The 13,558-nt window shown below is 51.9% G+C and carries 11 protein-coding genes; 5 read left to right on the forward strand and 6 right to left on the reverse strand.

The window, feature by feature from the left end:
* Positions 1–82: 82 nt before the first annotated feature.
* Genes asd through queF form a run of 3 tightly spaced genes read right to left on the reverse strand, consistent with a single transcriptional unit; the run spans position 83 to position 1,620 of the window.
* A complete protein-coding gene (asd, locus tag CWO84_RS20635) occupies positions 83–943 on the reverse strand; it encodes an archaetidylserine decarboxylase (RefSeq protein WP_101054914.1) in 861 nt (286 codons plus the stop codon).
* Complete coding sequence (locus CWO84_RS20640) at positions 940–1,224, reverse strand: EscU/YscU/HrcU family type III secretion system export apparatus switch protein (RefSeq protein WP_026603899.1); 285 nt, start codon at positions 1,222–1,224, stop codon at positions 940–942. The genes asd and CWO84_RS20640 overlap by 4 nt, the downstream gene beginning before the upstream one ends.
* Before the next feature lie 6 nt (positions 1,225–1,230).
* Positions 1,231–1,620: a preQ(1) synthase gene (gene queF / locus CWO84_RS20645; protein ID WP_020485282.1), complete on the reverse strand. Its 390-nt coding sequence runs from the start codon at positions 1,618–1,620 to the stop codon at positions 1,231–1,233.
* A gap of 295 nt (positions 1,621–1,915) precedes the next feature.
* Here queF and CWO84_RS20650 point away from each other — a divergent pair, with 295 nt between their 5' ends.
* Positions 1,916–2,275 carry a hypothetical protein gene (locus tag CWO84_RS20650; protein ID WP_033155543.1) on the forward strand — a complete coding sequence of 120 codons (360 nt, stop codon included), beginning with the start codon at positions 1,916–1,918 and terminating at the stop codon, positions 2,273–2,275.
* A 216-nt stretch (positions 2,276–2,491) separates the two neighbouring features.
* Here CWO84_RS20650 and CWO84_RS20655 read toward each other — a convergent pair whose 3' ends face one another.
* The 3 genes from CWO84_RS20655 to nhaD are packed head-to-tail and all read right to left on the reverse strand — an operon-like array spanning position 2,492 to position 6,195.
* On the reverse strand, positions 2,492–3,196 hold the full coding sequence (locus CWO84_RS20655) for a response regulator (protein ID WP_033155542.1): 705 nt from the start codon (positions 3,194–3,196) through the stop codon (positions 2,492–2,494).
* On the reverse strand, positions 3,193–4,728 hold the full coding sequence (locus CWO84_RS20660; protein ID WP_033155541.1) for an ATP-binding protein: 1,536 nt from the start codon (positions 4,726–4,728) through the stop codon (positions 3,193–3,195). The genes CWO84_RS20655 and CWO84_RS20660 overlap by 4 nt, the downstream gene beginning before the upstream one ends.
* Positions 4,729–4,752: 24 nt before the next feature.
* Positions 4,753–6,195 carry a sodium:proton antiporter NhaD gene (gene nhaD / locus CWO84_RS20665; RefSeq protein WP_033155540.1) on the reverse strand — a complete coding sequence of 481 codons (1,443 nt, stop codon included), beginning with the start codon at positions 6,193–6,195 and terminating at the stop codon, positions 4,753–4,755.
* 371 nt (positions 6,196–6,566) lie between these two features.
* On the opposite strand from nhaD, the gene smc reads away from it, so the two are divergent.
* The 4 genes from smc (at position 6,567) to lepB (ending at position 13,464) form a co-directional block, all read left to right on the forward strand.
* Complete coding sequence (gene smc / locus CWO84_RS20670) at positions 6,567–10,067, forward strand: chromosome segregation protein SMC (RefSeq protein ID WP_101054916.1); 3,501 nt, start codon at positions 6,567–6,569, stop codon at positions 10,065–10,067.
* Positions 10,067–10,804 carry a cell division protein ZipA C-terminal FtsZ-binding domain-containing protein gene (locus CWO84_RS20675; RefSeq protein ID WP_033155538.1) on the forward strand — a complete coding sequence of 246 codons (738 nt, stop codon included), beginning with the start codon at positions 10,067–10,069 and terminating at the stop codon, positions 10,802–10,804. Before smc ends, CWO84_RS20675 begins: the two co-directional genes overlap by 1 nt.
* Before the next feature lie 71 nt (positions 10,805–10,875).
* Complete coding sequence (lepA, locus tag CWO84_RS20680; RefSeq protein ID WP_101054918.1) at positions 10,876–12,675, forward strand: translation elongation factor 4; 1,800 nt, start codon at positions 10,876–10,878, stop codon at positions 12,673–12,675.
* 12 nt (positions 12,676–12,687) lie between these two features.
* Positions 12,688–13,464, forward strand: coding sequence for a signal peptidase I (gene lepB / locus CWO84_RS20685; protein ID WP_033155536.1), 777 nt, complete (start codon positions 12,688–12,690; stop codon positions 13,462–13,464).
* Positions 13,465–13,558: the final 94 nt, after the last annotated feature.

The raw sequence follows: 13,558 nt of genomic DNA on the forward strand, positions 1-13,558 counted from the left end.
TTTAATGGTCCGGCCGGGCGGACAGGCGCGCATTATGCCACACTAGCAGTGCTTATCACATTACGCTGTCGATTTGCCCGGTTTATGCTAGCGTTCGGCCGATTGCCTCGCCCAGTTGTACCGCTTTGCCGGCGGTCAAGTCTTCGTTCCAGGCGGTTTTTTCTTTACCGAACAAGACGATAATAGTCGAGCCCATATTGAACCGGCCCATTTCCACGCCTTTTTCAAGCGTCGGCGCGTCTTCTTGATAACGCCAAGTTCTGGGTGCGCTGATGCTCGGTGGCGTTACTACACCATGCCAGACGGTTTCGACGCTGGACACGAAAATCGCGCCCACCAGAATCAAAGCCATTGGTCCGGCGTCAGTGTCAAAAATACAGGCTACACGTTCGTTGCGCGCGAACAGATTCGGCACGGCGCCAACTGTGGTGTTATTCACGCTGAATAGTCGGCCGGGAATATGCACCATTTCTTTCAAAGTGCCGGTTAAGGGCATATGCAGGCGGTGGTAATCCTTCGGCGATAAGTAAATGGTGGCGAAGGAACCATTTGCAAAGGCCTGTGCCCGTTCGGCATCGCCGCCCAGCAATTCCAGCGCGCTATAGTCGTGGCCTTTGGCTTGGAAAATTCGACCGTTACTGATCGGTCCGGCTTGGCTGACCGCTCCGTCCGCCGGGCAGGCTATGGCGTCGGCTGCTGAGGCAATTTGTCTGGCACCGTCTTTTAATTCGCGGGTAAAAAAATCATTAAAGCTAGGATAGTGATCCAGGTCTTGAAACTTGGCTTCCTGCATATTCACGCCGTACATCTGTACGATGGATTTGATAAACAGGTTTTTCCAGGTTTTGTTTTGGCAATGGGTCAGTTTGGACATCAAGCCGGACAGCGCGTGGTGCGGCAATGCGTATTGCGGCAGCACGGTAACAATTTCTTTTAAATTCATGATTCGGAATCGGGGGTTTTGCCGCTGATGAAATACGCAAAGGCGATGACTTCGGCGACAGCAATATAAAGTTGTTGGGGGATTTCCTCGCCGAGCGGGACTTGCGCCAAAATTCGCGCCAGCTCCGGTTCGTTTTGCAGCGGTACGCCGTGTTTTTCGGCGATGGCCAGAATTTGTTGAGCGGTAAAGCCTTCGCCTTTAGCGGTAACTTTCGGCGCATTTTTGCCGTCGTACTGTAGCGCGACGGCAATGTCGCTGTTATAGAAGGTTCTGCCGCTCACGGCGATTTAAGGCAGATTGACCAATTCGGGTGCTTGCCAGCTTGGGTCGCGATGCTCGGCGATCACGGTGGTGTAAATGCCGCCGCGCACATTGAATTCGGCGCGCAAGCGCATGAAATTGGGTGAAATCGCCGCGACAATATGATCCAAAATCTCGTTGGTGACCGCTTCATGAAAGGCGCCGCGCTCGCGAAAAGTCCACATGTACAGCTTTAAGGATTTGAGCTCGACGCACAATGTGTTGGGTACGTATTCCAGAACCAGTTTGGCGAAGTCGGGTTGGCCGGTCATCGGGCACAAACAGGTAAATTCCGGGATGTCGATGCGAATCGTGAAGTCGCGCGCCGGCCTGGGATTTTCGAATGTGGTGAGGTCTGCGCTGGGTTTTGTAGTCATTGCTTGATTTGCGTTGTTAGGGATTCCGGAGTAGCGAATGGGATGTCCGCCGGTTAAGTCTGGCAATATTTTACCAGCTAAGATGCGGTAACGTATTAAGCATTTAAACTCAAGGAGTTATCTTGTTATTTTTGCGTTGGCGGTTGTGTATAGGTTCGGGTTTGGTTCTCCTGAATCGGCCGAAACAATTAACGGGTGGAATTGTCAACAACTTACGGCGAATGATGTAAACTAGTCGTTAAGGCGAATCGTAAAAACCGTTAAGATGTAAGTTCAATTTGCAGGGGAGTCGACGATGGAAATCAACACTACATACCCAAACCAAAGTACCTTGGCTAGCCAAGGCGTATCCAGAGAGCAAAAAGCCGGCGCGATTGAAGAATTGGCTGAGCGCAGAAAGGCAAGTAATTCGCAAAATCAGGTCGAGAGAACCGAGCCAAGCCCAAGCGACACAGTCAGTTTGTCCCAGGAGTCTTTGAAATTAGCGCAGGCTGCCAGCGGACAAAATAGCGACAGTCAGGCCAGAATCAACAGTCCGGAGCAGGCGCAAGAGGTGGTTGGGAAGTTAATCTCGGACATTCAAAACAATCCAGTTCAAGCCCAATCCGCTGTCGCCAACAGATCGCGCGCCAACTTAAGCGCATTATTGAACTAGGCTCGCTACGTTTCTTGCAGCAGTTTCTGCAAACAGGGGCCAGTCTTTTGGCTGGCTCCCTTACATCCTGATAATTCAATACCAATTCTCATCTCTCCCCCGATTGACAGAAGTCTCGGAACAGTCGCTGGCGACAAAAACGAAGCCGTTTCTATCGTCTACCGTTCTCGGCCTACAAAGAGGCAAGGTTCTTTGCCGTCAGGTTCTCTCGAACGGTTACTCTATATCGGTATCATCAATCGCCATGCGATAGCCCACGCCGACTTCGGTCAGCAAATAACGTGGCCGCGCCGGATTGACTTCTAGTTTGTGGCGCAATTGTCCCATGTAAATACGCAGATAATGTTGATCGTGGATGTGTTCCGCGCCCCACACTTCCTGCAGGAGTTGTCGATGAGTCACCACGACGCCGGCATGGCGTATCAGAATGCCGAGCAATCGATATTCGATAGGGGTGATGCGTACTTCGTTGTCGGCAACGAATACTTTCCGACGCGTCAAATCCACCTTCAATAGACCGGTTTCGAATACCTCTAGGTTGCTACGGCTGCGAGCGACCCGACGCATCAAGGCTTGCAGACGAGCGTGCAATTCGCCGCTACCGAAGGGTTTGGTCAAGTAATCGTCGGCACCGGCATCTAGTGCCAGGATCTTGTTTTGTTCCTGGCTGCGCGCCGACAAGATCAGGATGGGCAAATCCGACAATTGCCTCAGGCGACGGGTGACCGCTATACCGTCCATGTCAGGTAACCCCAGGTCCAGGATCACCAGGTCGGGATGTTCGCTATTCAGCATTGCCAGCCCCGATTTGCCGCAGTCGGCTTTGATTGTAGACCAACCGCGATGGGTGAGGCTGGTTTTTAGGAAGCGTCGGGTTTGTGCGTCGTCTTCTATCAGTAGAATCAGGGGGATTGCTGTCATGCCACGCTCCCAAGCGCTTCTGATTCTGCAAGCAGCGGCGGCGCATGCAGGGGTAGTTCGATGCTAAATTCCGCACCTTTGCCGGCGCGGTTATCGGCTTGAATAAGCCCGCCATGCGCCTCGACGATAGCCTTGCACAATGCCAGCCCCAGGCCAACCCCGTTTTGCTGGGTTTCGGTGGCGCCGCGATAAAACTTCTCGAAAATCCGGGTTTGTTGATGTTTGGCAATGCCAGGGCCGTAATCCGTTATGCTTAAGCGGAAGCGCTTCGGCAGCGCTATCGCTTCGATGTCAATGGGGCTGCCCGGCGACGTATACTTAACCGCGTTTTCGATCAGATTGACCAGTACCTGTTCCATCAGTACCGCGTCGATCCACAATAGCGGCAAGCTATCCGGCAGCAGCGTGCGTACCGGTCTGTCCTGTAAGTGTTTATCCAGGCGGTTCAAGGCACTGCCGACGATTTCTTCAATGGCGTTCCAACTGCGGTGCAAAATGATCTGACCGCTGCTCAAGCGGGCCATATCCAGAATTTTGCCGGTCAACTCCGACATGCGTTGCGCTTCTTCCAATACCGATTGATTCAACTCTTGGCGTTCCATGGCTGATAAACCGGCATCATTCTCGATAGCGGTGCCGACCGCACCAATGATGCGGGTCAAAGGCGTGCGTAGGTCATGGGAAATGGAGCTTAACAACGCATTGCGCAAGGCTTCAGTTTCGGCTTGCAGATTGGCCTCGCGGGCTTGAGCGGCTAGCTGAAATCGCTCCAAGGTTTGCGCGATTAAATGGCAGAAGGTGTTTACTTCCGGCGATTGTCTGACCAATGCTTCAGTTTGTAGGATGGTTAACACACCTTGCACGGCACTAGATCCGTGCAGCGGGTAATAGCTTAAAGGGTGCTGCTGTCTGACTTCGCCTTTCTCGAAGGCCCCTTGTGCCAGAGCAAGATCGATGTTGTGCAGTGAAACGGGTAACACCTGATTTGTCTGTATTTGCAGGCCGTTTTCGGTATCGGCAATCAGCAGCACCGAATCCGTACCAAATTCATTGTCGATATGTTCGGCCGCGATACGGGCAACGGCGTTGTGATCCTGGGCCGCGGACAGGTCACGACTCAATCGATAGAGCGCATTAGTATGCGATTCACGTTGTTTGGCTAACTCGGCTTGCAAGCGTGATTTTTCAAGCAAGCTGCCGGTGACGTTCGCGACAATGATCATTACCGCCAAGCCGACGATATTTTCCAGGTCGCTAATCGCAAACGAGAAAATTGGCCGGGCAAAATAAAAGGCAAAGGTTGGCGCGCTGAGTAGCGAGGCGACGATGGACGCGCTGCGACCATAGCGGCTGGCGACCAGAAATACGCCCAGCAAGTAAGTCATCAGGATGCTGGCCGGTCCCAATAGGTCGCGCAAAGGCCAATCGATCAGCGTGCAAATGAAGGGCGCGGCTAAACCCCAGGCATGGCCGATGAAACGCTCGTTTCTCGCTAAGTTCGGGCTGGAGCCGAAAACGCCAGATAATTTCATCAATCCGTTTAAGGCTTCTGCTGGTCAGAAAGACCCTGCATTGACCAGCATATGAGTGCCGATACTGGCAAAGTATGCCAACAGGATTACCGGACACCATTTCATATGGCTGCCGAACGTATATTGTCCTTTGGCTTGGCCCATTAAACCGATGCCTGGTGCGGAGCCAATTGCCAGCAGGCTGCCGCCAACGCCCAACGTCAAGGTCAGCAACAGCCATTGTCCTTGCGGAATATCGGGATGCATGGTTAACACGGCGAACATCAAAGTGCCGTTATCGACGAATGCTGACGATAAACCGATCATGACATTCGCCAGAGTCGGGCTGAATTGCCCGTATAGCACCTGTGAAATCGCATCAAGATAGCCTATGAAGCCTAGGCCACCGATGCCCATCATCGCGCCGTAGAAGAACAGTAAAGTATCCCATTCCAGTCGGCCCACTTTATCGAAAACATCCAGGCGCTTGGCTTCAATAGACAGCGAATGCAAATCGCCACCGCCGAAAAATAGCGAAAACTCCGACTGTTGCGGATTACTTGGCTTATCGGATTTTTGCAAATAGAAATAAAAGAATTGTAACAAGGATAGACCTGCCATCATGCCGGCTGCCGCCGGTAATCCCAACGCCATATCAAAACCAACCGCCAAGCTGATGGTGACGCCGAACAGGAATATGATGCGTTTGGCCCCGCGTGGTAACAAAATTTGCTGGGGTTCGATAATGGGTTTGTCTTTGGGTAGTGCAAAATGCATAGCTGCGGCTGGTACCAAAAAGTTGACGAGACAAGGTACGAACAATTTAAAAAACTCGGTAAAACCCAGCATGCCATGTTGCCAAACAAACAGCGTCGATATGCCGCCCAACGGGCTAAATGTGCCGCCGGCATTGGTGGCAATCACGATGTTCAAACAGCCCAGTGAGATAAAACGCGGACTGTTTTTGCCAACGGCTACCACGACAGCGCCCATCAACAAGCCGGCGGTTAAGCCGTTGACGATACAGGAAATTAGAAAAACTAAAAATCCCGTTATCCAAAATAGTCGTCGATAGCTGAGGTCTTTACTGACCAGCCAAATCTTCAGCGCATCGAAAATGCCCATATCCTCCATGGCGTTCAGATAAGTCATCGATACCATGATGAATAGCAGCAATTCGATGTAAGTCTGCAAGTTCGCCTTAAAAGCGGTAGTTGCCGGTAAACTGTCGCCGTGTTGTTGATACGCCAGGACGATGACAAACCAGATCAATGCCGCTGCCAGCAGCATTGGTTTGGATTTGCGCAGATTGGTCACATCTTCGAGCATCGCGGAGATATACGCGATGATCATCACGACCAGCGAAAAGTAGCCAACCCAATGCTGAGTAAGACCAAGATGAAACGACTGCGGCGTCGCCGACTCGGCAAATCCGGGGCCGGGAAATATCAGCGACACTAATCCAAATAGATAGACAACCCGCAGCATGCGTTCTCCGGTTAACGAGATAAATGAAGATGCCTCAAAATTGCTTGGTTTCCGGCGACTTTGGACGATCTACGGATTGTATTTTTAGCCGTGTAAAAAAAGCGTAAAGAGGCAATGTTTGCAAGCAAAGCCGCTACATGTGCAAAATTTGAGATCGACTTTGTTAAAGGCTGCTAGCGTTTGCTGCCAGGCGCACAGCTGTGGTTGGTCAAGCGACAACAGCAATGTTTTTACACATTGATTTTCGAGACCAAATGCTTCGTTCAGTTTAAGGCGTAGTGTTAAGCGGATTTAAATTCCATTCGAATCGAAATGGCATTTCGAAGATAATAGCCGGCTTTGTAAACGTCCTTGAGCGTCTCTAACCAGGCATGAAGCTGGAAAAAATCAAACTTTCGGGTTTTAAATCCTTTGTCGATCCCACCACGATACCGATCAACGGCAATCTGACGGCGATTGTCGGCCCCAACGGTTGCGGCAAATCCAATATCATCGACGCGGTGCGTTGGGTGATGGGGGAGAGTTCGGCTAAGCATTTGCGCGGCGGCAATATGGCCGACGTGATTTTCAACGGCTCGTCGGGCCGCAAGCCGGTCAGTATGGCCTCTGTGGAACTGGTATTCGACAACAGCGAAGGCAAGGCAGGCGGCGAATATTCGCAGTACGCCACCATTTCCATTAAACGCCAGGTTAGCCGCGATGGTCAGTCGCTGTTCATGCTGAACGGCTCCAAATGTCGGCGCAAAGACATCACCGATTTGTTCTTGGGGACGGGCCTTGGTTCGCGTAGTTATGCGATTATCGAGCAGGGCACGATTTCCCGGATGGTGGAAGCCAAACCGGAAGATTTGCGTATCCATATCGAGGAAGCGGCTGGCGTTTCCAAGTATAAGGAACGGCGTTCGGAAACCGAAACCCGCATGCGCCATACCCGCGAGAATCTGGAGCGGCTGAACGATTTGCGTGACGAGGTCGAAAAGCAAATCAAGAATTTGGCCAAGCAAGCGGAAAAGGCCGAGAAATACACCGAGCTGAAAAAGCAGGAACGCCAATACAAGCAAGAGTTGCTGGCAATGCGCTGGCAAAATTTCCAACGCTCTGCGCAGAAGCTGGAAGAAAAACTGCAAAGTATCGCCGCCGAGCACAATCGACTGTTCGTGTTGCTGCGTGATACTGAAAAAGCCATGGAGCTGAAACGCGGTGAACAGAAAGCCCAGCAACAGCATCTGGACAGCACTCAAGCAGAATATTATGCGGTGGTCGCCGAAGTCAGTAGGCTGGAACAGACCATCAAGCACAACCAAAAAAGTCACGAAGAAACCCTGGCCGAAATCAATCGCTTGAAACTGCAAGCCGAGCAGGCGCAATCCGAATGCGAGCAGGACCGGCAGCAGCTGGAGGAAATTCGCCAGACCTTGTTGGAAGCCGAAGAAACCATGATTGTCGCCCGCGAACGCGAGGAAGACTTGCTGGGTATCCAACAAGACGCGCATCTGCAAAAACAACAATGGCAGCAGCAGTGGGAAGCCTTTCTAGCCGAGAACGCCGGTTATCGCGAACAAGCCGAAGTGCAGCGGACCAAGCTGGTGCAATTAGAAAACCAGAATCGGCAGTTGCAGTCCCGACTGGACAAATTAAACGGCGAACGCGGTGGCCTGGCCGATACCCAGTTGCAGCTGGAGTTGGAGACGCTGGATAGCAGCATCGAGTTGATCGAAGCCGAACGCGAGCAATTACAGCAGCAACTGGAGGTTGTGCTGCAACGCATCGCAGAATTACGGCCGGCCATCAAACAACTTCACGACAGCCTGCACGCCAATCGCGCCGAGTTGCAAAAGGTCAACGGTAAGATCAGTTCCTTGGAATTGTTGCAGCAGCACGCGATGGGTAAGGATAAAAAAGAGTTGGGCGTCTGGCTTGAGCAGGTGGGCTTGGAGCAACAACCGCGCTTGGCTGAGTTTCTGGATGCCGAGGAAGGCTGGGAAACCGCCGTGGAAACGGTGTTGGGCAGTTATCTGGAAGCGATCTGTGTGGATAGCGCCGATTCCATATTGGGCGAGTTGCAGGATTTAACCAAACAATCTTTGGTGGTGTTTGAAACGCACGCTGACCCCGCCGGAGCGAGTGCGGACACCGTCGCATTGGCGAGTAAGTTGCGCAGTCTCTGGGATTTATCCAGCCTGTTAAGCGGCATTTATTGCGCGGAAACGATGCAACAAGCCCGGCAAATGCATCTGCAGGCGCACGAGTCGGTGGTATTGGCCGACGGCACCTGGCTGGGCAAGGACTGGATCAAAATTAGCCGCGGGAGCGACAGCAAGGCCGGGGTATTGCATAGGGAAAAGGAGCTGCGCGAACTGAAACAGCGGCAAAGCGAATTGCAGATGGCTATAGCCGAAGACGAAGAGCAATTGGCCAACTCCGAACAGGAGTTGAAGGCCGCCGAAAACAATCGAGAGCAATATCAACAAAAGGAAAAGTTGCTCAGCGCCGAGTTTTCCGCGAAGAGCGCCGAATACAGCGCGCAGTCGGCGCGTTTCGAGCAGCAAAAGCGCCGTCTGGAACAGCTTGATCACGAGATCGAAGAAATCAGCCTGCATCTGGCGGAAAATGCCGAAAGCATTTCCGAAGCGGAAATGATCAAGCAGGACGCCGAGCAGGCCTTGGGCGATTTGGGCGACAAGAAAACCGAATTGGAGCAATTGAATCAACAGATTCAAGCGCAACAGCAAAACACCGATGCCTCGGTCGATGAAGCGCGCCGGCACTTGCACCGCTTGCATGCGCAGATCGAATCGCTGAAGTCTTCGGAAGTGCTGACCGCCAAACAGATTGAGCGTTTGCAATTGCAGCATCAGCAATCGGCTGATCGTATCGCCGAACTGGAAAACAAGTTGCACTTTTCATTGGCGCCGCTCGACGATGAGAAAATGCAATTGGAAGAGTTGTTGGAGAGAAAAGCCGAATTCGAGGACAACCTGCAGTCCGAGCGCCAGGCTCAGCAGGCTAGCGAGCAGACGGTCAGTCAGTTGGCCGAGCAATATTCACAGACTCAGCGTTCCTTGGAAAAGCAAAAAGAAGCCTTGGATCAGGTGCGTTTCGAGCAACAGGATAGCCGGGTGCGACAGCAAACGATTGCGGAGCAATTGACCGAGGTTGATGCCGATCCGGAGGCTATTCTAACTAATCTAACCGAAGGCGCGAGCGAAACGAAGTGGAAAAATGCCGTCGACGAGCTGACTGATCAAATCGAGCGGCTGGGATCCATCAATCTGACTGCCATCGAAGAGTTCAAAACCCAATCCGAACGGATGAAATTTTTAAACGAGCAGCATGACGATTTGGTCGATGCCTTAAATACTTTGGATCAGGCCATCAGTAAGATCGACAAGGAAAGCCGCCAACGCTTTAAAGAGACTTTCGACAAGATCAATAGTGGCTTGAAAGAAAAATTTCCGCGTTTGTTCGGCGGTGGCCAGGCTTATCTGGAGCTCACCGAAGACGATTTGCTGGAAGCCGGCGTCAACATCATTGCCCGGCCGCCCGGCAAGCGGAACAGTTCGATACATTTGTTATCCGGTGGCGAAAAGGCCTTGACGGCGGTGGCCTTGGTTTTTTCTATTTTTGAACTGAATCCGGCGCCATTCTGTTTGCTGGATGAAGTGGACGCGCCGCTCGACGATGCTAATGTCGTGCGCTTTTCGCAGATGGTGGAAGACATGTCGGCAACCGTACAGTTTTTGTATATTTCGCACAACAAAGTCACAATGGAAATTGCAAAACATCTGGCAGGTGTTACCATGAAGGAGCCTGGAGTATCCAGAATGGTGGCGGTTGATATTGATGAAGCAGTGAGCATGGCAGAAAGCTAATGGATAAAGAATTATTAAGAGTCGTGATTATTTTGATCGGCGTGCTGGTGATGATCGGCATGGTGTTGTGGCATTTCGTCAAGTCGTTGCGAGAAAGACGCACCCCTGACGATTATTACGACGAGGACTCTTACGACGACCGAGTGGTTGACGAGTTTTCGGTCGAGGAAGACGACGATGAGATGGATGTATTTGCGTTAGGCAACGAGTTGGTTGATGGAGATGCTCTGTTAGACGATCAAGCCATCAAGCCCAGCCCAAAACCTTCTGCCGATGCTTTGCGCAAGGATGTCGAGAAAAAACAAGCCGCAACCTTGGCTAATTCGCGGCGTTTGGAATTGCCGGCTTTGATCGAGTTCAGCATCGTTGCTCGGGCGGATCAAGGCTTTAATGGCGAAGATCTGTTCGAGGCTTTCGAACGTGTGGGCTTGCGCTATGGCAGTGTGCGGGTATTCGAGCGGGTGGATGCCAATCGCATGGTCGATTTCGCAGTCGCCAGCATGGTTGACCCTGGTACTTTCCCGGACACCGGGCTACAAGATTTTTATTGCCCTGGCATCGTGTTTTTTATGCAACCGCGCGAGGTCGATGCGCCCTTGGCGGTATTCGACGATTTCATGGAAACCATCGATACGTTGGCCGACGAACTTGACGGCGTGGTCTGGGACAACCAGCGGCAACCGCTGACTGCAGAAACCGTCGCGCAATTCAGACAAATACTGGCCAAGGCCGCCTAAAGCAGTACCTCGCGGGGGCAGGGCCGCCGCCGCATTTATTCTGTAAACCTAACGAATTAACTAGAAGCTAAGTGGATCAAAAAAATATCAGAAATTTCTCCATCATTGCCCATATCGATCACGGGAAATCGACATTGGCAGACCGATTCATTCAAATTTGTGGCGGCTTAAGCGACCGGGAAATGGAGGCGCAGGTACTCGATTCCATGGATCTGGAACGGGAACGCGGCATTACCATCAAGGCGCAAAGCGTCACCCTGGATTACAAGGCCAGTGACGGCGTCACCTATCAGCTGAACTTTATCGACACGCCAGGCCACGTGGATTTTTCCTATGAAGTTTCGCGTTCGCTGGCGGCTTGCGAGGGCGCCTTGCTGGTCGTCGATGCGGCTCAAGGCGTCGAAGCGCAAAGCGTCGCTAACTGCTACACCGCCATCGAACAAGGTTTGGAAGTCGTGCCGGTCTTGAACAAGATCGATTTGCCGTCAGCTGAGCCCGAGCGGGTGATGGAAGAAATCGAGAATGTGATCGGCATTCCGGCCGATGAAGCTTTGAAGATCAGCGCGAAGACCGGCATTGGTGTCGAAGCCGTGCTGGATCAACTGATTCAAAAGATTCCGCCGCCAGCGGGTGATGAAAATGCGCCGTTACAGGCTTTAATCATCGATTCCTGGTTCGACAACTATCTGGGCGTGGTGTCCTTGGTGCGCATCGTCAACGGTAGTTTGCGGAAAAAGCAAAAAATTACCGTCATGTCGACCGGAAAGTCATTTCTGGTTGATAAATTGGGCGTTTATACCCCCAAACAATTGGAAAAGCAGCAACTCAACACCGGTGAGGTGGGATTCATTGTCGCCGGCATCAAGGACATTTTCGGCGCGCCGGTCGGAGACACCATTACGGCTACCGACAATCCCGCCAGCGAAGTACTGCCGGGGTTTGAAAAAGTCCAGCCGCGGGTGTTTGCTGGTTTGTATCCGGTCAGTTCCGACGATTTCGGCGCTATGCGCGAAGCGTTGGATAAATTGCGCCTGAACGACTCGGCACTCAATTACGAGCCGGAAACCTCGCAAGCGCTGGGTTTTGGCTTTCGTTGCGGCTTCCTAGGCATGTTGCATATGGAGATCGTCCAGGAACGGCTGGAGCGCGAATACAACATCGATCTGATTACCACCGCGCCGACTGTTATTTACGAAGTGGAAACCCATGGCGGCGAGGTCGTTATGGTCGACAATCCGGCTAAGCTGCCGGACGTCGGCACCATTGTCGAGATTCGCGAACCGATTATTCAGGCCAATATTCTGGTGCCGCAGGCCTACTTGGGTAACGTGATCAATCTGTGTATCGAAAAACGCGGTATCCAAAAAAACATGCAATACGCCGGTAGCCAGGTCTCCTTGAGCTACGAACTACCGATGAGCGAAGTGGTACTGGACTTTTTTGACCGTTTGAAATCCTGCAGCCGCGGCTATGCGTCTTTCGATTACGAATTTTTGCGCTTCGAGCCTGCGCCGCTGGTTAAGCTGGACGTTTTGATCAACGGCGACAAAGTCGATGCCTTGTCTATTATTGTGCATCGGGATTTGAGTCAGAACCGTGGTCGAGATTTAGTCGATAAGATGAAAGATCTGATTCCGCGGCAGATGTACGAAGTGGCGATCCAGGCGGCCATTGGCGCAAAAGTCATCGCCCGCTCTACGGTCAAAGCCATGCGCAAAAATGTCACAGCCAAATGTTATGGTGGAGACATTACCCGCAAGAAAAAGCTGCTGGAAAAACAGAAAGCCGGTAAGAAACGCATGAAGCAGGTGGGTAGTATCGAGATTCCACAGGAAGCCTTCCTGGCGGTGTTGCAGGTCAATAAAGAGTAATAACGATCAATTATGGATTACGATTTTTCATTTTTTCTGGTGGTAGCCAGTTTTGTCACCGGCGTAGTCTGGGGTGGCTATAGCTTATATCTGAAGCGGGCCAATCTGCCTTATCCTACTGAGAACGAGCCGCTACTGGTCGAATATGCCCGTTCGTTTTTTCCGGTAGTGTTGATCGTATTGTTGCTGCGCTCGTTTCTGTTCGAACCTTTCCGGATTCCCTCGGGATCGATGATGCCGACATTGTTGGTCGGTGATTTTATTTTGGTGAATAAATTCAGTTATGGGGTGCGCTTACCGGTGCTGAACACCAAGGTTATAGAAATGGGTGAGCCCAAGCGCGGCGATATCGTGGTGTTCAGGTTTCCGAAACAGCCGGAAGTCGATTACATCAAACGAGTGATAGGTTTGCCGGGCGACCGCGTCGCTTACTTTGACAAAAAGCTTTACGTCAACGGCGTACCCGCCAAGCAAGTGTCGCTTGGGCGTTATCAAGGCGTCGGGCAGGGCAGCAATATGAGCGGTGCCGAGCGGCTGGAAGAGGATTTGTTGGGGGTTGAGCATTCCATCCTGGTAAGTCACGGGGCTTCGTCCGTAGAGGATGTGTTCGTCGTGCCGCAGGGTCAGTATTTCGTCATGGGCGATAACCGCGATAACAGTAATGACAGTCGTTATTGGGGTACGGTACCGGAAGCTAATCTGGTTGGTAGAGCCTTTTTTATCTGGATGAATTGGGACTGGCAAAATAACGGTATTGCTTTCGACCGGCTAGGCACAGTGCTGCGTTGAGCGGTTTGCTGCAAGATAATCCGAAAAAACAATGCTTATTGCGGTGGACTCTCAACAGTCGTCGGTTTATTTCTAATTTTTCTCGGGGGTAGTG

The organism is Methylomonas sp. Kb3, from assembly GCF_002834115.1.
In the GTDB taxonomy this organism is placed as follows: Bacteria; Pseudomonadota; Gammaproteobacteria; order Methylococcales; family Methylomonadaceae; genus Methylomonas; species Methylomonas defluvii.

What these genes read in the sequence shown, in the direction of transcription:
- nhaD (WP_033155540.1), bottom strand. Translation starts at nt 6,195, where the DNA reads ATGCTGCGGGTTGTCTATCTATTTGGATTAGTGTCGCTGATATTTCCC.
- CWO84_RS20660 (WP_033155541.1), bottom strand. Translation starts at nt 4,728, where the DNA reads ATGAAATTATCTGGCGTTTTCGGCTCCAGCCCGAACTTAGCGAGAAAC.
- CWO84_RS20655 (WP_033155542.1), bottom strand. Translation starts at nt 3,196, where the DNA reads ATGACAGCAATCCCCCTGATTCTACTGATAGAAGACGACGCACAAACC.
- smc (WP_101054916.1), top strand. Translation starts at nt 6,567, where the DNA reads ATGAAGCTGGAAAAAATCAAACTTTCGGGTTTTAAATCCTTTGTCGAT.
- asd (WP_101054914.1), bottom strand. Translation starts at nt 943, where the DNA reads ATGAATTTAAAAGAAATTGTTACCGTGCTGCCGCAATACGCATTGCCG.
- queF (WP_020485282.1), bottom strand. Translation starts at nt 1,620, where the DNA reads ATGACTACAAAACCCAGCGCAGACCTCACCACATTCGAAAATCCCAGG.
- CWO84_RS20675 (WP_033155538.1), top strand. Translation starts at nt 10,067, where the DNA reads ATGGATAAAGAATTATTAAGAGTCGTGATTATTTTGATCGGCGTGCTG.
- CWO84_RS20650 (WP_033155543.1), top strand. Translation starts at nt 1,916, where the DNA reads ATGGAAATCAACACTACATACCCAAACCAAAGTACCTTGGCTAGCCAA.
- lepB (WP_033155536.1), top strand. Translation starts at nt 12,688, where the DNA reads ATGGATTACGATTTTTCATTTTTTCTGGTGGTAGCCAGTTTTGTCACC.